Annotated in this window: 15 protein-coding genes, 1 rRNA gene and 1 other annotated feature; of the genes, 5 read left to right on the top strand and 11 right to left on the bottom strand. The window is 46.0% G+C overall.

The annotated features are described in order from the left end of the window. Nucleotides 1-20: 20 nt before the first annotated feature. From yjjX to bamD, 6 genes are all read right to left on the bottom strand, one after another. The gene (gene yjjX / locus M1D72_RS18510) at nt 21-554 is read right to left on the bottom strand and encodes an inosine/xanthosine triphosphatase (RefSeq protein ID WP_456296139.1); all 534 of its coding nucleotides are present in this window, start codon (nt 552-554) and stop codon (nt 21-23) included. After that, the gene (locus M1D72_RS18505; RefSeq protein ID WP_456296138.1) at nt 520-2,877 is read right to left on the bottom strand and encodes a putative bifunctional diguanylate cyclase/phosphodiesterase; all 2,358 of its coding nucleotides are present in this window, start codon (nt 2,875-2,877) and stop codon (nt 520-522) included. The genes yjjX and M1D72_RS18505 overlap by 35 nt, the downstream gene beginning before the upstream one ends. Beyond that, on the bottom strand, nt 2,861-3,823 hold the full coding sequence (locus M1D72_RS18500; RefSeq protein ID WP_456296137.1) for a polyamine ABC transporter substrate-binding protein: 963 nt from the start codon (nt 3,821-3,823) through the stop codon (nt 2,861-2,863). The genes M1D72_RS18505 and M1D72_RS18500 overlap by 17 nt, the downstream gene beginning before the upstream one ends. 214 nt (nt 3,824-4,037) lie before the next feature. Next, a complete protein-coding gene (gene pheA / locus M1D72_RS18495; RefSeq protein WP_456296136.1) occupies nt 4,038-5,213 on the bottom strand; it encodes a prephenate dehydratase in 1,176 nt (391 codons plus the stop codon). Between the two features lie 15 nt (nt 5,214-5,228). Then, nucleotides 5,229-5,357, bottom strand: a sequence feature (Phe leader region). A gap of 102 nt (nt 5,358-5,459) precedes the next feature. Beyond that, on the bottom strand, nt 5,460-5,786 hold the full coding sequence (gene hpf / locus M1D72_RS18490; protein WP_390193378.1) for a ribosome hibernation-promoting factor, HPF/YfiA family: 327 nt from the start codon (nt 5,784-5,786) through the stop codon (nt 5,460-5,462). A 426-nt stretch (nt 5,787-6,212) separates the two neighbouring features. Then, entirely contained in the window at nt 6,213-6,947 is a 735-nt protein-coding gene (gene bamD, locus M1D72_RS18485; RefSeq protein ID WP_390193377.1) for an outer membrane protein assembly factor BamD, read from the bottom strand. 130 nt (nt 6,948-7,077) lie between these two features. Here bamD and rluD point away from each other — a divergent pair, with 130 nt between their 5' ends. From rluD to clpB, 3 genes are all read left to right on the top strand, one after another. Next, nucleotides 7,078-8,055: a 23S rRNA pseudouridine(1911/1915/1917) synthase RluD gene (gene rluD, locus M1D72_RS18480; protein ID WP_456296135.1), complete on the top strand. Its 978-nt coding sequence runs from the start codon at nt 7,078-7,080 to the stop codon at nt 8,053-8,055. Between the two features lie 2 nt (nt 8,056-8,057). After that, nucleotides 8,058-8,786 (top strand): peptidoglycan editing factor PgeF, encoded by a 729-nt coding sequence (gene pgeF, locus M1D72_RS18475; protein ID WP_456296134.1) that lies wholly within the window; start codon nt 8,058-8,060, stop codon nt 8,784-8,786. A gap of 121 nt (nt 8,787-8,907) precedes the next feature. After that, entirely contained in the window at nt 8,908-11,481 is a 2,574-nt protein-coding gene (gene clpB, locus M1D72_RS18470) for an ATP-dependent chaperone ClpB (RefSeq protein ID WP_456296133.1), read from the top strand. 55 nt (nt 11,482-11,536) lie between these two features. On the opposite strand, the gene M1D72_RS18465 is transcribed toward clpB, so the two are convergent. The 5 genes from M1D72_RS18465 to M1D72_RS18445 all read right to left on the bottom strand — a co-directional run bounded on the left by M1D72_RS18465 (nt 11,537) and on the right by M1D72_RS18445 (nt 15,745). Next, nucleotides 11,537-12,523, bottom strand: coding sequence for an isopenicillin N synthase family dioxygenase (locus M1D72_RS18465; protein WP_456296132.1), 987 nt, complete (start codon nt 12,521-12,523; stop codon nt 11,537-11,539). Between the two features lie 102 nt (nt 12,524-12,625). Beyond that, nucleotides 12,626-13,102, bottom strand: coding sequence for a nucleoside deaminase (locus M1D72_RS18460; RefSeq protein ID WP_456296131.1), 477 nt, complete (start codon nt 13,100-13,102; stop codon nt 12,626-12,628). Nucleotides 13,103-13,111: 9 nt separating this feature from the next. Continuing rightward, nucleotides 13,112-13,897: an ABC transporter permease gene (locus tag M1D72_RS18455; RefSeq protein WP_456296130.1), complete on the bottom strand. Its 786-nt coding sequence runs from the start codon at nt 13,895-13,897 to the stop codon at nt 13,112-13,114. A 22-nt stretch (nt 13,898-13,919) separates the two neighbouring features. Next, nucleotides 13,920-14,744 carry an ABC transporter ATP-binding protein gene (locus tag M1D72_RS18450; protein WP_456296129.1) on the bottom strand — a complete coding sequence of 275 codons (825 nt, stop codon included), beginning with the start codon at nt 14,742-14,744 and terminating at the stop codon, nt 13,920-13,922. Continuing rightward, a complete protein-coding gene (locus M1D72_RS18445; RefSeq protein ID WP_456296128.1) occupies nt 14,744-15,745 on the bottom strand; it encodes an ABC transporter substrate-binding protein in 1,002 nt (333 codons plus the stop codon). The genes M1D72_RS18450 and M1D72_RS18445 overlap by 1 nt, the downstream gene beginning before the upstream one ends. A 530-nt stretch (nt 15,746-16,275) precedes the next feature. Between M1D72_RS18445 and M1D72_RS18440 the strand changes: the two genes are divergently transcribed. Both M1D72_RS18440 and M1D72_RS18435 read left to right on the top strand, forming a co-directional pair. Next, nucleotides 16,276-17,640, top strand: coding sequence for an amidohydrolase family protein (locus M1D72_RS18440; RefSeq protein ID WP_456296127.1), 1,365 nt, complete (start codon nt 16,276-16,278; stop codon nt 17,638-17,640). A 456-nt stretch (nt 17,641-18,096) separates the two neighbouring features. Next, a 16S ribosomal RNA gene (locus tag M1D72_RS18435) occupies nt 18,097-19,649 on the top strand. Nucleotides 19,650-19,721 lie beyond the last annotated feature (72 nt).

The following is a 19,721-nucleotide window of genomic DNA, read 5'->3' as shown; positions in this document are numbered from 1 at the left end:
TGTCACATTCCCGTTTTGGATCAGAGGTTGGCAGGGTAATGCTCAGGGTGAACAAAGGGGATCAACGCCAAAATAAGCGCTTGATGGTAGACCGAGCTGCGAGTCAGCAGGTTATGTGTCAGTAAGCCGATCGCGCCTCCCTTTTGTTTAATGTTATCGGTATCAAACACCTCATCCATCACATCGCCTAATTCGTTGGCGTGGGCGAGTTTTTCAATGACCAAAGGTGGCAGTGCCAAGCTAGCCGAGCGCGACTCTCCGCGCTGATGGCGGGACTCTACAATCATCCAAGCGAAGGTTTTATCGCCTTCAATCCCCGCTTCCAAACCAACATAAAACGCGCCATCTGTGAGCAACTTTTTCGCGTTGCTAACACGGTTACGTGCTCCATCATATGTTTCTTGGTCGCTCATCGGTTGGTCTGAGACTTCGCTTGCAACACTGACTCCTTCAAAATCAAACACCTCTTGAGGAAAGACACTTTGAAAAGCACTTTCCACTGCAGCAATTTTTGCTGGATTAAGCGAAGCGATAACCACTTTTCTGACTGGCATTAGCCTCTCCTTGAGTCTGTTTATAACGTTGGGCAAGCTCTTCAATCGTTAATGGTACAGATAACAAATTGCCTTGCAAATAATCGCAGCCACTTTGTGTTAGCCAACATTGAAGCTCGCGGCTTTCGACGCCTTCGGCTGTGACGATCATTGATTGAGAGTGGCAAAGCGCGACAAGCGGTTTAAGCACTTGACGCTTATTGGTCTTGACCAGCGTGGTCAAAAATTCGCGGTCAAATTTAATTTTGTGGACCGGGTATTCAACCAACTGAGTGATGGAGGTATACCCAGAGCCAAAGTCATCGATGGCCAATTTAAAGCCCATCACCGACAGTTCGTGCAGCAATGAGTAACTCTGTGAATCACTGGCAAACGTTTCGGTGATTTCAAAGTCGATATTGCCTGCTGGTATGTGATAGGTCAGCGCTGTATTGATGATGTACTTGGCAAGCAACGCTGAATCAAGCTCGGCCGAAGAGAGATTAATCGACAAGTCCATTTGCGAGCCTAGAATATAGGTCAGCTGGTGGAAGTCTTGAAAGGCGCGCTTAATCACCCAGCGATCAATTAATCCAAACATACCGGTTTGTTCTGCAATTGGAATGAATTCGCCTGGTGCTACTTCACCCAATGAAGGCGAATGCCAGCGAATTAAGGATTCCACACCTTTGATCACCTCACCGCTTTGATCGAAATAAGGCTGATAACATAGGGAGAATTCGTTATCAAAGTCTGCATTACGCAGCGCTTGTTCTAGCCGAGCCCGGCGACGAACGGTTTTATCCAACTCTTGTGAATAATGGGCTACTTGGTTTTTACCCGCGCGCTTAGCTTGATACATCGCTGTATCGGCGTGCGATAGCAACTTAGTGATGTCATCAGCATCATCCGGAAACGACGCAATACCAATACTGGCCGTAATCGGGAAGTTACTTAGCGGCGAGTCAACGCCATGTTCAATGGGTTCAAGAATGTCTTTGGCTAAATTTTCAGCAATTTCACGATCATGAGTGGTTGAGAGCAAAAACACCGCAAATTCATCACCGGAAAGTCGTGCGGGTAAGCATTGCAAGCTGTAGCGACGCTGGTAGACAAAACTGAGTTTGCGAATGTGTTCGGCAAAATCAACCAGCAGTGAGTCACCGAGGTGGTGGCCATATTTATCGTTGACGTATTTGAAATTATCGAGGTCGATGTACAAAATCCACGCGGTGAATGGCGCTGCCGATTGTGGTTCCAGCAGTTTCTCTTTGAGATGCTGCTGGAATTGATAGCGATTGGCTAATTGAGTCAGGTGATCATTTTCGGCCATCGCTTTGGTTTTTTGATAGCTTGAGTTGAGCTCGTTATACATGTCATGCACACGCACTGATAAACGGCCGATTTCATCGTTAGAGGTTAGCTTTTGAATATTCCAACGCTTACGCTGTTCAACTTGTTTGAGTTGCTGATCGAGCCGTGTGATCGGTCTTATCACTCGTTGATAGAGCAGGTACAGCAAAATAAACAGTGTGATACTGGCGGAAAGCGCATAAGAAAGCATGAGCTTACGTTCAATGTGCTTTAGTTTGTTGTTCAACAGATATTGTGCCGGAGAGAGTACCGCAAATAACGATGGCATCAGCTCAACAGACTGAGTTAAATCGGTTGATTGAATCGGACTCTCAGTGAAAAACAAACTGGTGTCATTGTCTAACTCAATGTTACGACGCATCGTGTCGAACTGCTCAAGCTGAATATAGACAACCACAAAATAGATTTGATCGCGATTATAGCTCAGCGGCGTTTTTAAGGTTTGTTTATCAAGTACATCAAAACGCACTAAAGTGTCATTGCCGGCTTCATCATGAATAAAACCGATGTCATAAGTTTGGCTCTGTTTGTCCTGATGCTGGCTTTGTACAAATTGGCGAATATTGGGGTCAATGGCGGTAAAAGGGTCACCTTGATTATCCGCATAGAACTGTTCGCTATACTGGCTATCCAGAATCGCAACTGACACGCTGTCATTTTTGCTCTGGTGCATCGACGCTATCGTATCTTGCAGGTTTTCGTACAAATCCATTTCGCTGTATGGATTACTTTGTTCGCGCAGATAGTGCTCAACAATATCGCTTTGAGTTAATGTGAGCGAATAGCTATTGAGTGCAGCAAGTGACTGACGAAACTGACCCGCTAACTTTTCCATTGTCAGCTGTAAGTAACTGTACTCACGTTTGATTAATGAGTCTTTTTGACTGTAATAAATGCTGTAGCTCGATATAACTGAGCTCAGTAAAATTACTGGGGTGACCAGTAATAACACTCTAGTATTGAGTTTCATGATCTTTAAGGAGTTTATAAAGTATTTTTGCCCTTAAATTGATGTTTTGAGCCGACAAACTCGCATCAAGTTGACCTTGAGTATGTGAAAGGTGCTTGGGAAACAGAGTCGAATCATTTAGATACCATTCAGGCATCAATTTTAGAGCGCTCGAATTGGGCGTTGCTGCACGGACAAACTTCGCGTTGTCGGCGGCAACTTGAGGAATGGACAAATACTCAAGAAAAGCTTTTGCTTGCTGCTTATTACTTGAGTTTTTGTTGATGGCTAAGCAGTCGACCCAAATATAAGGATGGTCATCAGGTACAATGAACCCCCATAGGTCTTTTTTTAGATAACGGTTCAGTGCGTAGTTATCGCCGCTGTAGGCCATCGCCATGGTGACATTACTTGAGTCACTGTGGCTGCGAACGTAGCTAAGAATGTATTCAAACGTCAGAATATTGGGTAAAAAAGCCTGCATTTTTTTAAAGGCTTGCTGTAGTTCACTCGGGTCGTCACTGATCGGTGAAAGCCCAAGGCTCGAAAACGCGGGTAACAGGGTGTCGACCGTGTCCGTAAGTAGACCAATATGCCCAGATAACTCAGGAGGAGGCGATAGAAATTCTTTCCAAGTCGTTGGTGGCTGGAAAACTTTGTCTTTCCGATAGGCAATACCAATCCGCCCCCAAAAATAAGGAACGGCATAACGACCACATGCTTTATTCCAAACGGGATTATTGTTCTGAGGATTTTCAAGGGAGGAGAGATCTTCGAATGAACCCGCTTTGCCATAAAGGTTCGCTGAAATGTTGTCGAGTACCGTAATATCAAAAGGGAGTTTGGGGATATTCATCATCAACAAGTTACGTTCATCGTCGTTATCAAAGTTTGCGATTTTTATCCTTTGGTTGGTGAGGTCTTCCCAATGACGACGTACCTGAGGAGATAAACTGTCTTCCCACATATAAATATTGAGAGGGGGAGGCTCTGCAAGAGCAAACGTACTGAAACAACAACAAAAAGTAACGTGAAGTCCGAATCTCATAACAACGTTTGGATAATTATTAGCCGCGATAAGATAGCAGCTTTGGTTGGACAAACAACCCCAATTTATAAATCCATTGGTTAAATTGGGGTTTTCTCATTTATGCTATCTATTATTTTTCAAAACGACGAAATTAGAGTTTTATCTGGGTTGGTTTGACGTTTTCACTTGGGTAACAACCTAACACTTTTAAGTGTTTAGTGATTTTAGTCAGCTCAGCTAAGGCTTTTTGCATATGTTCTGAGTTGAGCTGTGCTTCAAGATCGACATAGAACATTTCTTCCCAAGGGTTCCCCATAATCGGTCTTGATTCTAGTTTCGTCATATTGATGCCGTAGCGTTGGAGCACAAGTAATGTCTCGACCAAAGAACCGGCATGTTGAGTTGTTGACATAATTAATGTGGTTTTCGCCGGAATTTGACTCGAGACTTCCACAGGCTTGCGGGCAACAACAATAAAGCGAGTGTGGTTTTCGGTTTGGTTGGCGATTTGGCTTTGTAATGATTGCAAACCATACAATTTACCACTGCTCGCATTGCCAATAGCGGCGACATCATTTCGGTTTAGCTCTTTGACCTTTTTCATGGCATCTGCGGTGCTGGCGCAGGACTTCAAGGTTACTCCCTCCATGCGACTTAAAAACTCACTGCACTGTTGATGAGGTTGCGGATGAGAGTAGAGTACTTTGATGTCTTCAAGACGAATATCGTTGGTTGCGACGAGGCAGTGTTCTATTGGTAACGTAAGTTCGCCGACGATATATAAGGTTGTATGCTGCAACAAGTCGTAGACTTCATTGATTGACCCTGAACTGGTGTTTTCAATTGGCAATACGCCGTAGTCGGCATGGCCAGACTCAACCGTGGAGGCGACTTCTTTAAAGTGCCCACAATTGACTTCAATCAGCTCCATATTTTTACGACTAAAATATTCACGGCTGGCTAAATGGGAATATGAGCCTTTTGCCCCAAGAAAAGCGACGCGAGCTAGGGGTTTTCGGCTTAACTCTGGGTTGGCTAAATTCTGCAGGTAGGATTGTTGAAGCAGTACGGAATCTTCAATGATGGTATGGAATAGCTTAGTAATATATTGAGCATCAAGATGGTATTTATCGTGACCAGCATTAATCAGTTTGACCAACAGTTGCTGTTCACGCTCAGCATCGCGTACTGGCTTTGACGTCTCAACTTTGCTTTTGGCGACCTCAATACTCAATTGACGACGTTCAGAAAACAGCTTGAGTAAATTGTCATCCAGTTCATTTAAGCGAAGGCGAATTTCTTCAAGGGAGTATTTCTGCTGAGCCATATTACTAATCCTTATATAAAAAAAGCCCCCCGTTTGGGAGGCTTCGTCTCTATTCGTTTTTGATTACTCTTTATGAAACGATTTAGCCCCCACTAGAAATGGCGGATAAAAAAGAAATCAAAAAAGAATAGAATGAGTGAGTTCATGTTCAAAAGCACATCGGTTAATTCGTCAAACACAATAAGCAAGGGACTGTAAAGCGTCAAGAAAAAAATAGCGCCTTGCGGCGCTATTTAAGTCATCCTTTTATTCTACGGTTTCTTCAAGCACTGGCTTTTCCGCTCTGCGAGCCTCAGGCTTATGACGAAGTTTATTCAGTTGACGTTCCAATTTTTGCTCAACTTCGTTAATGGCCGCATACAGATCTTCATTTTGAGCAGAGGCAACTAGTTTGCCTTTCGGAATGGTGATAACCGCTTCAAAACGCTTCTGTTTATTCGGTTCTTCACTGAATGAAGTTTGGCAACCAATGATGTCCACTTGCCACTTTTCTAGCTTTTTGAACTTGGCCTCAATATGGTTGCGGATTGCAGAGGTGATATCGATGTTTTTACCAGTGATGTTTACTTTCATATTGCATTTCCTCTGTAGAATCCCTCATGGGTTAACTTCAGATTACTGCTTCAAGGTAAAAAAGATGTGACTTAGATCACGTATAAAGTCGGGTTTTTGGGCATCAAATTGGATTGTGATCCGAAGCAAAGAGTCTTACTGTTTTACCCCAAAAAAGCTTGTCGAAGAGAAAAAATAACGCTACGTTTGAGTAAGTAGCACGCTAGAAATTATCCGTTTTTAGGGAGTTTTTACGGCTTTGAAAAGACGGTTGCTTAGTCTTTGAACAATAAAGGAATTTGAGTTTGATCACGTCGGTGAATGTTTGAATTTTCCGGCTATTCAAGTGGACAATTCTGTTTTTGTTTTCCATCGAATTTAGACATAAAAAAACCGCAGCTTCGTCTGCGGTTTTTTTGTGTTGGACCCTAGGCTAAAAAAGCTGCGTTACTTTTTAACCGGATTGAGCTTCATCAGGGTTTGCGTATGTTTGACCGCATCATCCATTCCTAATGCTTGGTAAGCTTTCAATTGAATATTCAATGATTCGCGAGCCGCTTGGGTATCTGGGTAGGTTTTTTGCAGCTCTTGAGAGCGGTTAATCGCGGCGATCCAAGCTTCACGGCGCAGATAGAAGTCAGCGGTAGCAAGGTCATAATTGGCAAGACGATTTTTTAGCGCAAATAAGCGTTTATGCGCGTCTTCTGCGTAGGGGCTATTTGGATAGCGTTCGAGCAGACGTTTAAAGTCAGCAAATGCGGCTTTTACTGGTTCAGGATCGCGATCGCTACGATCGATACCGAACATGTCGTGCATGAAATTGCGGTCTTGTGCCATGTGGGTCAGGCCGCGCATGTACAATACCCAGTCTAACTTTTCATGAGTTGGGTTCAAACGCGTAAAGCGCTCAATTGTCGCTAAACCTAGCGCTAAGTCATCATTTTTGTAATACGCGTAAATAAGATCAAGTTGAACTTGCTCTGAATAGGCGCCGAATGGATAACGTGAATCCAACGCTTCTAACTTTTCAATTGCCGTCATCCAGTTTCCTCCTTGCAGAGAAATTTGGGCTTCAGAATACAGCTCAGAAGGTGGGCTATCTGGCACAACTTCTTTGTCGCTGCTTGAGCAGCCCACTAATAGAGACACGGCCAACAAGCCAGATAAAGTACGCAGTTTCATGTCAGGAGTCGGTTCCTTTAGGTAAATATTTCTTAAGCACCGTTACATTCAGCGAAGTAACAGATACAATAACGGCATTATTTTTCCATACTAGTGAGCATTAGTCTCACAGTTTTTAAAAAAGTTCGATATGGCTCAGCAGATTGAATTAACACACACCGTAAATGAAAGCCAATTAGGTCAGCGCTTAGACCAAGCGATCGCCGAATTATTCACCGATTTCTCTCGTTCACGTCTCAAAGAGTGGTTACTTGAAGGTAAAGTTCAGGTTGATGGTCAGGTGATCACCAAGCCTCGCACTAAAGTGATGGGGGGGGAACTCATCACTGTTCAAGCCGAACTTGAAGATGAAGAGCGTTGGGAAGCACAAGATATTGCGCTGAATATTGTTTACGAAGACGATGATATCATCGTTATTAATAAACCTCGTGATTTAGTAGTTCACCCTGGTGCAGGCACACCTGATGGTACGGTGCTGAATGCGTTACTCTTCCATTACCCTGATATTGCGGAAGTTCCGCGAGCAGGCATTGTGCACCGTCTGGATAAAGACACCACGGGTTTGATGGTGGTGGCTAAAACAGTACCGGCACAAACACGTTTGGTGCGCGCACTGCAAAAACGCAAAATTACTCGTGAATACGAAGCGATTGCGATTGGACGTATGACGGCGGGCGGCATGGTTGAAAAGCCAATTGGACGTCACTCGACCAAGCGCACTTTAATGGCGGTTACGCCGACGGGAAAACCGGCGATTACTCATTATCGTGTGGCTGAACATTTTCGTGAGCATACGCGTATTCGCCTGCGTCTAGAAACTGGGCGTACTCACCAAATTCGTGTGCATATGTCTTATTTGCAGCACCCATTGTTAGGTGATACCGCTTATGGTGGTCGAGCACGAATCCCGAAAGGCGCCAGTGCAGAGCTTACCGAGATGATTCGCCAATTTGACCGCCAAGCGCTGCATGCAGCCATGTTGCGTTTCGAACACCCGGTAACGGGTGAAGAGCTTGAGTTTCATGCGCCGATTCCAGATGACATGGTCGCGATGACCGAAGCTCTGCGTCTTGATACCGAACAATTTGGTCTCGAAGAAGAGTTTTAAGCATGGATTTGATCACTCCCAATTGGCCTGAAGTTAAGAATGTTCAAGCCGTGTCGTCAACACGAGACGGCGGCGTTTCCCTCGGTGAGTTCCGGGGGCTCAATATTGGTGCTCATGTTGGGGATGATTGGATCAAAGTCGAACACAACCGTCAGCGTTTAATGCAACAAGCAGGCATGCCTAGTGCGCCTGTATGGTTAAATCAAACCCACTCAACCAAGGTGGTGGCGCTGAATGCGCCAACCAGTAAAGTGATTGATGCGGATGGTGTGTTTACGACAACGCCTGGCGTGGTTTGTAGTGCTATGACCGCAGATTGCTTGCCAGTGCTATTAGCGGACCGCCAAGGACGGGGTGTGGCCGCTGTCCACGCGGGTTGGCGCGGCTTAGCGCACGGCATCGTCGAAAATGCACTTGACTACTTTGAGGGAGAGGTTGTTGCTTGGCTTGGGCCAGCAATAGGCCCCGCTGTATTTGAAGTCGGTGACGATGTCCGCGACGAGTTTATGAATGAAGATGCAAACGCACATCTGGCGTTTCGTAGTGGGCGACAAACGGGGAAGTGGTGGGCAGATATGCCACGACTTGCTACTCAAAGGCTCAACCGAGCAGGCGTAGATGCTGTTTATAATAGCGGTTTATGCACCTACCAAGATTCAAACCGCTTCTATTCATATCGTCGTGATGGCGTGACCGGACGTCAGGCCAGTTTCATCTGGATTGAGGAATAATTCTGGAGCAAGTCGCTCTTTTGATTGAACCTCACTCATAGACCTTGAAAATCACTCATCGAGTATCCATCTTCTTTGTTGTTAAATCACGATTATCTTAATTGAGGTTAGGAAGGTAGATATGCGTCTCGATAGATTTACCAGCAAGTTTCAAATTGCGATTTCTGATGCTCAGTCATTAGCACTTGGGCGTGACCATCAATATATCGAACCTGCACACCTGATGGTGGCCTTGCTCGATCAAAATGGCAGCCCAATTCGGCCTCTGCTGACGATGATGGACATCGACGTCACTCAGTTACGTTCAAAACTGGGAGAAATTCTTGATCGCTTGCCAAAAGTGAGTGGCATTGGTGGCGATGTGCAGTTGTCATCATCCATGGGTTCCATGTTCAATCTTTGTGACAAGATTGCTCAAAAGCGCAAAGATGCATACATCTCATCGGAGATTTTTCTTCTCGCTGCATTGGAAGACCGCGGCCCGCTGGGCTCATTATTAAAAGAGCTTGGGTTGACCGAGAAAAAAGTCAGTGATGCGATTGAGAAAGTGCGCGGCGGACAAACCGTCGATGACCCTAATGCTGAAGAGCTTCGCCAAGCATTAGAAAAATTTACTATTGATCTCACTGAGCGAGCGGAACAAGGCAAGTTGGACCCTGTGATCGGCCGTGACGATGAGATTCGTCGTACCATTCAAGTGTTACAGCGCAGAACGAAAAACAACCCAGTGATCATTGGTGAGCCTGGTGTGGGTAAAACAGCGATTGTCGAAGGACTGGCTCAGCGCATCGTCAACAATGAGGTCCCCGAAGGGTTACGTACCAAACGTGTTCTGTCTCTGGATATGGGCGCGCTGGTTGCGGGAGCGAAGTACCGCGGTGAATTCGAAGAGCGGTTGAAATCGGTACTGAATGAGCTTGCCAAAGAAGAAGGCAACGTCATCTTATTCATTGATGAAATCCATACAATGGTCGGCGCCGGTAAAGGTGAAGGCTCAATGGATGCCGGTAACATGCTCAAGCCAGCTCTGGCTCGTGGTGAGCTACATTGTGTTGGTGCAACGACATTGGATGAGTATCGCCAATACATCGAAAAAGACCCAGCATTGGAGCGTCGTTTCCAAAAAGTGTTGGTTGATGAACCGAGTGTTGAAGACACAGTGGCGATTCTACGCGGATTAAAAGAGCGTTATGAGCTGCACCACCATGTTGAAATCACGGACCCGGCAATTGTCTCAGCAGCCACGCTTTCACATCGATACGTCTCTGACAGGCAGTTGCCGGATAAAGCCATCGACTTAATCGATGAAGCGGCTTCAAGCATTCGTATGCAGATCGACTCCAAACCGGAAGCACTTGATCGTTTAGAGCGTAAAATCATTCAACTTAAAATTGAGCAGCAAGCGCTAACCAATGAACATGATGATGCCAGTGAGCGTCGTTTGGTGACGCTGAATGATGAGTTGGCAGATAAAGAGCGTGAATTGGCAGAGCTCAGCGAAGTTTGGAACACCGAAAAAGCGGCACTGTCTGGCACTCAACACATTAAGTCCGAGCTTGAACAAGCGCGTATGGATATGGAGTTTGCGCGTCGTGCTGGTGATTTAAGCCGCATGTCCGAGCTGCAATATGGTCGTATTCCAGAGCTTGAAAAACAGCTCGACCTAGCGACACAAGCAGAAATGCAAGAGATGACGCTGCTCAAAAACAAAGTAACAGATGCGGAAATCGCAGAAGTGCTATCGAAACAAACCGGGATTCCGGTTTCGAAAATGCTTGAAGCAGAAAAAGATAAGTTGCTGCGCATGGAAGAAGTGCTGCATCAACAGGTGATTGGTCAAACGGAAGCGGTTGAGGCCGTTGCGGACGCGATTCGCCGTAGCCGAGCTGGATTATCCGATCCGCACCGTCCGATTGGCTCGTTCCTATTTTTAGGCCCAACAGGGGTAGGTAAAACCGAACTGTGTAAGACACTGGCTAACTTTATGTTTGATAGTGAAGACAACATGGTTCGAATCGACATGTCGGAATTTATGGAGAAACACTCTGTGGCCCGTCTTGTCGGTGCGCCTCCTGGTTATGTTGGCTACGAAGAAGGGGGCTACTTAACGGAAGCGGTGCGACGCAAACCGTACTCGGTTATCTTGCTTGATGAAGTGGAAAAAGCACACCCTGATGTGTTCAATATTCTACTGCAAGTATTGGACGATGGGCGGTTAACGGATGGTCAAGGTCGCACGGTCGATTTTCGTAATACCGTGGTGATCATGACGTCAAACTTAGGCTCGACTCGCATTCAGGAAAACTTCGCTAAACTGGATTACCAAGGCATTAAAGATCAGGTAATGGAAGTTGTCGCTCAGCATTTCCGTCCTGAGTTCTTAAACCGAGTGGACGAGACGGTGGTATTCCATCCATTGGGCTCCGATCACATCAAGTCTATCGCTTCGATCCAGTTGGCGCGTTTGTCGCAACGTATGGAAGATCAAGGCTATGAGCTACAAGTATCGGATGAAGCGCTAGCCATGATTGCGGAAGTTGGCTTTGATCCGGTGTATGGCGCGCGACCACTAAAACGTGCCGTACAACAAAGTGTCGAGAACCCACTCGCGAAGCAAATCCTTGCTGGTCAAGTGGTTCCGGGGATGCCAGTTAAACTTGATGCAGTCGATGGTAAAATTGTTGCCACACAATAAGCCTGTTAAGAGTAAAAAAGCCATGCGGATGCATGGCTTTTTTTATATCACTTGATTAAGCGAAATTGGCATTAATGCGCATTTTTAAATATTCTTGCGCGGTCATTGGCTGATAACGTTGTTTCGGCCCTTGAATGACTTGATCGCGGTTAGCTTGACAAAAGAACGCCATACTATAGCGTGAACCTTGGTTTTCGCTTTCTGTTGGCATGCGTACTCGGTGAAGCGTTGATTTTAGTTCATCATCACTCCAGCGCATGAGCATGTCACCAATATTACAGGTAATCACACCAGCTTTGGGGATCACATTACTCCAGACTAAGTTTTGTTTTGCGTCTTTGCCTGCAGCGGCTTGTAGCCCTCCTTGATCTTCTTGTTGAAAGACCATTGTCAGGCAATCAAAATCGGTATGTGCCCCCGCACGCCAATGTTCCCCTTCTGTGGGAATGTCTTTCATTGGCAAATAGTGCAGCATTCGCAATGTGCTCAAATAATTTTGAGAGTCTCGCTGATGGGCTTGGGTGAAAAAGTCACGTTCAAAACCCAGCTTGTCAGCAAAGCAAGACAGCACCTTCATGCCAAGTTGCCACGCTTGAAACTCCATCGATAACAAGTGAGATTTGAACTCGGGTACTAAAACGTCACTTGGCCATAAGTCCTCCATGTGCGGTAACGTGATCTGGTAAGACTCTTTTTGATCGGCGGAACCGGTGGAAGGACGAACTTGTTGTTTAAACTCCCAACCTGCATTGAGCCCTTCCTTGAGCGGGAATTGTTGCTTCTCTTGATTGGGTAAAGAGAAAAACGCTTCACTCACTTGGAATGCTTTTTCAATATCCCTTAGCGCGATACCGTGATTCGTCAGTTGAAAGAAGCCGACTTGTGTGGCCGCATGCCAAAGTTGCTCAGTGATCTCCTCGCGACGCTGCTCAAAATTGTCAAGGTCAATCATAGGAATGGCATCGACATCGGCTTCAACACCGCGCCCTCCAATGGTTGTTTCAAAGTTAAGTTCGTCTAAAGCATAAGAAGTTTGAGTCATTGTGTTGTTCTCCAATTTAAGCAATTGCTTGTGATTGGAGCAATGTCCAGCAATCACCAACGATTACAGACCGCTTCTACTCCGTACTTTGGGTTGTTAGTGTTACCACACCCCGTGTTGAATTTCGGCCGCTTCCTCTTCCAGTAGCGGGCCGATAACCTCAACTTTACGCTGACCAGAGTCAAATACCGTGCGGCAAGGTAGTGCTAACGTCGGGTTTTCTGGATGATTTCCGGTGATTGATTTGAGTTTTTCCTCGCTGAGTCCATAAACTACGCGTCCAACACCAGCCCAATAAATCGCACCAGCACACATCGCACAAGGCTCTGCGGAAATATACAAGGTGCACTGCGAGAGAAAATCCGGACGGTAGCGCTTGCTGGCTTTGGTCATAATCAGACGTTCAGCATGTCCAGTCATATCCAAATCAGGAAGGTAGCCATTGATTTTCTCCAATAAGATTTCGCCATTCGCATTAACCAGAACGGCAGCAAAAGGATGAATACCTTTGCTTTTTGCGTCTTCTGCCAATGAAAAACTGTAACGTAAAAATTTTAAATCCAGTGTTTTATCCAGCATGCTCTCTCCCTATGAACGCTGTTTTTCTTCGTCAGATAAGCTCCATGCAAAGCAGCCTTTCTGTATCCAACTAACGGATTTAAACAGCAGCATGCTGACCAGTGATAGGAACATTAAAGCGGCGAACGCTTGTGGAATCTTGAAGTATGAAGTTGAAAATTGAACTAAATAGCCTAAGCCTTTTTCTGCAGCGACAAACTCGGCAATCACCGCCCCAATGACAGCGAGTGTAATGGCGACTTTGATACCACTGAAAATATGTGGAATTGCATAAGGTAAACGAATTTGCCAGATGGTTTTCTTCGTATTGACGTTCAGAGAGCGAGATAACTCAATCAACTCTGGCGGTGTGGCTAACATGCCTGTGGTCGCGGAAACCACCAATGGGAAAAAGGTAATGAGGCACGTAATAGCCAGTCGTGGTGCATCGCCAGTACCTAAAATAACAATCAACAGTGGCGCGATGGCGACAACTGGGGTCGATTGAATCACCACCAATAACGGAAATACAGCTCGAGTGAGAAACTTTGAACTGACCATCATAATCGCGAGTGGAATACTGATAACAAAAGACAGCCCAAATCCTAGCAGCGCAATGCGTAGTGTGGCCCAAAGGTTGTCCAACCAGCGATCTGCCGAGACTTGATTAAACGCGATGAAAATATCTGACGGCGCTGGAAGAATGAAGGTCGGCACGGAAAAAACTCGACAGATCAACTCCCACAAAGGAATCAGCGCCAAAATCGCCAGCAATGGTAAACCGTTATGTGACCAATAAGAGGCTAAGCGTTTCATATTGTATCCTTACTCTATGTAATTACGCGCGGCGACGCAGCGGAGCGACATTATCTTTATCAGCGCTAGCCGTGGTTTCCATGACGGCAGGACGGTAAAAGTATTCACGAATCTTTGTGGTGTAGTCGCTGAATGTTTTTTCTTGCAGTGTATTGATGGTACGTGGACGTGGAAGATTGATTTGAATTTCTTCGAGGACCGTACTGGGTCTAGGGCCCATCACGAGTACTTTGTCGGCGAGTAACACGGCTTCTGAGATCGAGTGCGTAATAAACAGAACGGTTTTGGGTTTTTCCATCCAAATCCGTTGCAGTTCAAAGCCCATTTCCTCACGAGTTAACGCGTCAAGTGCCGAAAAAGGCTCATCCATAATCAAAATATCTGGGTTTAGAAGCAAAGCTCTAGCAATTCCAACGCGCTGTTGCATACCACCTGACAGTTCATTTGGCATGCTGGTGGTAAAGTCTGCAAGCCCCACTTTTTCAAGTAAAGACTGGGCGTGTTTGCGGTCTTTATTACTGACATGACCAAATTTATGCTTGAGCGGAAACAGAACATTATCCAGTACATTTTTCCAAGGAAGCAGTGTCGATTTTTGAAACACGATGCCGATATCTTCTCGAGGCCCACTGACAGGATGACCAAATACGCGAACTTGACCTTCACTGGGCTCAATGAGCCCAGATAAAACTCGTAATAGTGTCGATTTACCACACCCAGAAGGGCCAACAATCGCAACAAACTCATGTTTCCTCACATCAAAATTGACGTTATCAAGGACTTTGACCGATTGTTTCTCTGAGTGATAGGTGTGACCGACTTGGTTAAATGACACAAAAGGCTGCATTAGTTCACTCCTTGAAAGAACTCACGTGAAATGGCATTTTCTGGGTTGAGTTTTTCAAGCTCGATATCTTGTGCTTCTGCCGTCCATTTCCACGTCTCAGCCAAACGTACAGGGGTAAAGGCGCCAATTCCATCACGTTCACTGACTTCGTTAATGACCAAATAGCGAATCGATTTAATGGTATCTGCAGCTTGTTGCGTGTCGACTTCTGGAACGACATCGTGAACGGCTTGCGCGCTTTTTTCTGGGTTTTCCCACGTGTAGGCTACGGCTTTATCAAATGCCTTTAAGAAACGTTTCACCACATCAGGTCGTTCCGCCATCATGCGGTCACTAGCGATCACAGATGAAGAGTAGAACTCTAGACCTGCATCATACCAAGGGAAGATATCGATTTTTTTGCCAGCTTGTTTTGCTTGTTGCTGATTTTTCACTGCATCAGTAATCCAAGAGATCATGACGTCCGATTGTCCTGTAATCAGCATCGGGTTTAGTGCGCCAGGATCCGCTTTTAAAACTTTGACGCTGTTTTCATCGATACCATTCTTCTTAAGTAATAGAGGCAAAAAAACATTCGCAGAGGTGAAAGGTGAGGTGACGATGGTTTTACCTGAGACGTCATCGACAGAGTCAATCCCTGAGCCGCTTAACGCATAGAACGCATAAGGGGCTTTGCTAAATATTGAATAGACCCCTTTGACCGGCACGTTGTCATTCGCTTTTGCGACTAGGAGAGCAACGATATCGGATGAACCTAAATCTGCGATACCCGTGGCCACTTTGGTGATGGCGTCCGTTGAGCCTTTCCCTTGTAAAATGGTGACATCAAGATCTTGCTCAGCAAAAAAACCTTGTTCTACGCCAACGTAAACAGGGGCTTTATCGCCACCAGGTAACCAATCTAGTTGGAAAGTCACTTTATCCATTGCGAAGCTACTCGCGGAGGTGACAAGAACAGATAAAGAGAGGGTTAAAGTTTTGAGTTTTAAAAGTGGCTTCATAGTTGCTCCGTGTATTCCCTTGCACTTTACAAGTGTGATGCACCGTTCACAGAGTGCCTCACACTGTGACTAACTATGAGCAATGTCCCGATGCACATTGGTGGCATCTAACCGCTTCTACTCACGCATTTCAGATAAATACAGAGCAAACTGTGTGCCATATTTTGTGGACTTGCGCTAAAGCGAATAACAAACCCTTAACGAGTAAAGTGTTAATGCGCAATGAATGAGGTGTTTTTGTATACACTTTTGTTAATTTAATTTTAATGAATGTTATCATTTCGCACCTTTTTGGTTTGTTGGTTGGGTGTTTTTGAATCATTTTGGTGCAAAGTTGAGGCTGGTGTCTCTCAATTGAAGCACCGAACAATGGTCTATTAATTGCATTGTATACAGTAGGAAGCTGAGATCGTGCTAGGTTTCCCAATGAGGATGAGTAGAAGCGGTTAGGAGTTACTACCACTCCGGGACATTGCTCATTAGAAACAGCGAAGGCTGGTTTCTATTGGTTTTATCAAGAGGAGTGGTCTGTGGACTATTTAGTAAAAAATGCAAGTGCGATTGCTTGCGCTCAGTCTAATGTGTCTGATATCCGTATTCGTAATGGCAAAATCGCAGAACTCGGAAATCATTTACTTGCCGAACAAGGCGAAAAAGTCGTCGATGCGCAGGGTTGTGTTATTTATCCAGGCCTGGTCAATACACATCATCACCTCGCGCAATCGATTCTTAAGGGGGTTCCCGAGGGGCTGAATCAGGGCTTGGGTGAATGGTTAGCCAGTGTCCCTTATCGATACTGGCCGCAAATTACCCCGCAGATGATGTATCACGCAGCTCGCTTGGGGTTCTATGAACTTGTACGTTCAGGGACCACCACCTGTGCAGACCATCATTACTTGTACCATGCCAATTCGAGCAAAGAGATGGAAGAAGCGGTGTGGCAAGCCGCAGAAGATATGGGAATTCGTTTTGTACTGTGCCGTGGAGGAGCCACGGTTAAAGGTTCACATAAAGGGCTTGCTAAAGCCGGGGTGATTCCTGAGTCTACTGAATTAATGTTAGAGCGTTTAGAGCGAACACGAAGTCGATATCATCAGGAAGGGGGAGATGCGATGAGAAAGTTGGTGGTTGCTCCGACGACGATCGCCCACTCAGCGACACCCGATGATTTAAAACTGTTGGCTGAATATGCAAGAAGCCATAAGTTACGTATGCACTCGCATCTTTTGGAGGTGGGGTTTGATAACGAACAAACTTTAGCGAAGTATGGAAAAACGGCAGTCGACTTTGCTGAAAGCTGTGACTGGCTCGGTGATGATGTTTGGTTTGCGCACATTGTGCAAGCAACGGAGCAGGATATTAAAATATTAGCAGAGACGAAAACTGGTATTGCTCATTGTCCGACGTCAAATTGTCGGTTAGGCAGTGGTATTGCACCAATTATAGAGATGGAAAAGGCCGGTATGCCGATTTCTATTGGCGTGGATGGCTCTGCTTCGTCAGAATCGGGGTCGATGATTCAAGAGCTCAACTTAACGTGGTTAATCCATCGAGCCCAACACGGTCCTTCAGCAACCAACGCTGAGCAAGTTCTGAAATGGGGGGCTCAGGGCGGCGCATCCATTCTTGGGTTGGATCAAGTGGGACAAATCGAAGTCGGCTTTGCGGCTGATCTCGTTATCTATGATATTCACAAACCGAGATTTTCTGGTGTTCATTCTCCTCTTATGGCTCCCTTATTATGTGGTGAGCCTGTGGAAATCAAAACCAGCTTCATCAATGGGCGGATTGTATTCCAACAGAACGATAGCGATATTTACCATTCCTTAGTCGAGGATGTTCAACATTCTGTCGAAGAGTTAATTGGCCGTGTTCAGTATCTAGAACGAGCCTAAATTAGGCTCCAACTCAGGTTTTTGCTTATTATTTGACCCATCAGCCGGAAAAGTTACTTTTTTGGCTGTTTTGCTCTTGCCAAGCGATTTTTCCTCCCTATAATGCGCCTCCGTTGCTTAGGAAATTAGAGTTTCCGAAAGTAACAATAAGGTCACATTTCTTCTGTTATTTAATCAAAAATAAGAGTAGAAAAAACTGTTGACTCATAGAGTTAACTGGTTAAAATGACCGTCCGTTTTGAGAAGCACTCAAAACAAGCTCTTTAACAATATAAACCTATCAATCTGTGTGGGCACTCGTTGATGATAATCAAAGATGATTCTAGAGAATCAACTGAGGTTTCAATGAACTGAGTGACCAATTTGATACTCTCTTTTATAAGAAGGGTATCGAGCACAGTCAATTCAACATTACTATGTAATGTAATCAGTATTCATTGAGCCAAAAAAAACTTTAAATTGAAGAGTTTGATCATGGCTCAGATTGAACGCTGGCGGCAGGCCTAACACATGCAAGTCGAGCGGAAACGAGTTAACTGACCCTTCGGGTGACGTTAACGGCGTCGAGCGGCGGACGGGTGAGTAATGCCTGGGAAATTGCCCTGATGTGGGGGATAACCATTGGAAACGATGGCTAATACCGCATGATAGCTTCGGCTCAAAGAGGGGGACCTTCGGGCCTCTCGCGTCAGGATATGCCCAGGTGGGATTAGCTAGTTGGTGAGGTAAGGGCTCACCAAGGCAACGATCCCTAGCTGGTCTGAGAGGATGATCAGCCACACTGGGACTGAGACACGGCCCAGACTCCTACGGGAGGCAGCAGTGGGGAATATTGCACAATGGGCGCAAGCCTGATGCAGCCATGCCGCGTGTGTGAAGAAGGCCTTCGGGTTGTAAAGCACTTTCAGCAGTGAGGAAGGCAATGTATTTAATAGATGCATTGCTTGACGTTAGCTGCAGAAGAAGCACCGGCTAACTCCGTGCCAGCAGCCGCGGTAATACGGAGGGTGCGAGCGTTAATCGGAATTACTGGGCGTAAAGCGCATGCAGGTGGTTTGTTAAGTCAGATGTGAAAGCCCGGGGCTCAACCTCGGAATAGCATTTGAAACTGGCAGGCTAGAGTACTGTAGAGGGGGGTAGAATTTCAGGTGTAGCGGTGAAATGCGTAGAGATCTGAAGGAATACCAGTGGCGAAGGCGGCCCCCTGGACAGATACTGACACTCAGATGCGAAAGCGTGGGGAGCAAACAGGATTAGATACCCTGGTAGTCCACGCCGTAAACGATGTCTACTTGGAGGTTGTTCCCTTGAGGAGTGGCTTTCGGAGCTAACGCGTTAAGTAGACCGCCTGGGGAGTACGGTCGCAAGATTAAAACTCAAATGAATTGACGGGGGCCCGCACAAGCGGTGGAGCATGTGGTTTAATTCGATGCAACGCGAAGAACCTTACCTACTCTTGACATCCAGAGAACTTGGCAGAGATGCCTTGGTGCCTTCGGGAGCTCTGAGACAGGTGCTGCATGGCTGTCGTCAGCTCGTGTTGTGAAATGTTGGGTTAAGTCCCGCAACGAGCGCAACCCTTATCCTTGTTTGCCAGCGAGTCATGTCGGGAACTCCAGGGAGACTGCCGGTGATAAACCGGAGGAAGGTGGGGACGACGTCAAGTCATCATGGCCCTTACGAGTAGGGCTACACACGTGCTACAATGGCGCATACAGAGGGCGGCCAACTTGCGAGAGTGAGCGAATCCCAAAAAGTGCGTCGTAGTCCGGATTGGAGTCTGCAACTCGACTCCATGAAGTCGGAATCGCTAGTAATCGTGGATCAGAATGCCACGGTGAATACGTTCCCGGGCCTTGTACACACCGCCCGTCACACCATGGGAGTGGGCTGCAAAAGAAGTAGGTAGTTTAACCTTCGGGGGAACGCTTACCACTTTGTGGTTCATGACTGGGGTGAAGTCGTAACAAGGTAGCGCTAGGGGAACCTGGCGCTGGATCACCTCCTTAATACGAAAGATTATTGCGATAAGTGTTCACACAGATTGATACGGTTTATGTAAAAGAGATGATAACGAAGAA

It is taken from the genome of Vibrio sp. AK197 (genome assembly GCF_053903115.1).
Note: the sequence above shows the minus strand (reverse complement) of the source record. Positions and strands in the feature narration are given on the sequence as shown.

Coding starts and splice junctions, on each gene's coding strand:
- yjjX (WP_456296139.1), bottom strand. CDS start 554: ATGCCAGTCAGAAAAGTGGTTATCGCTTCGCTTAATCCAGCAAAAATT.
- M1D72_RS18505 (WP_456296138.1), bottom strand. CDS start 2,877: ATGAAACTCAATACTAGAGTGTTATTACTGGTCACCCCAGTAATTTTA.
- M1D72_RS18500 (WP_456296137.1), bottom strand. CDS start 3,823: ATGTGGGAAGACAGTTTATCTCCTCAGGTACGTCGTCATTGGGAAGAC.
- pheA (WP_456296136.1), bottom strand. CDS start 5,213: ATGGCTCAGCAGAAATACTCCCTTGAAGAAATTCGCCTTCGCTTAAAT.
- hpf (WP_390193378.1), bottom strand. CDS start 5,786: ATGAAAGTAAACATCACTGGTAAAAACATCGATATCACCTCTGCAATC.
- bamD (WP_390193377.1), bottom strand. CDS start 6,947: ATGAAACTGCGTACTTTATCTGGCTTGTTGGCCGTGTCTCTATTAGTG.
- rluD (WP_456296135.1), top strand. CDS start 7,078: ATGGCTCAGCAGATTGAATTAACACACACCGTAAATGAAAGCCAATTA.
- pgeF (WP_456296134.1), top strand. CDS start 8,058: ATGGATTTGATCACTCCCAATTGGCCTGAAGTTAAGAATGTTCAAGCC.
- clpB (WP_456296133.1), top strand. CDS start 8,908: ATGCGTCTCGATAGATTTACCAGCAAGTTTCAAATTGCGATTTCTGAT.
- M1D72_RS18465 (WP_456296132.1), bottom strand. CDS start 12,523: ATGACTCAAACTTCTTATGCTTTAGACGAACTTAACTTTGAAACAACC.
- M1D72_RS18460 (WP_456296131.1), bottom strand. CDS start 13,102: ATGCTGGATAAAACACTGGATTTAAAATTTTTACGTTACAGTTTTTCA.
- M1D72_RS18455 (WP_456296130.1), bottom strand. CDS start 13,897: ATGAAACGCTTAGCCTCTTATTGGTCACATAACGGTTTACCATTGCTG.
- M1D72_RS18450 (WP_456296129.1), bottom strand. CDS start 14,744: ATGCAGCCTTTTGTGTCATTTAACCAAGTCGGTCACACCTATCACTCA.
- M1D72_RS18445 (WP_456296128.1), bottom strand. CDS start 15,745: ATGAAGCCACTTTTAAAACTCAAAACTTTAACCCTCTCTTTATCTGTT.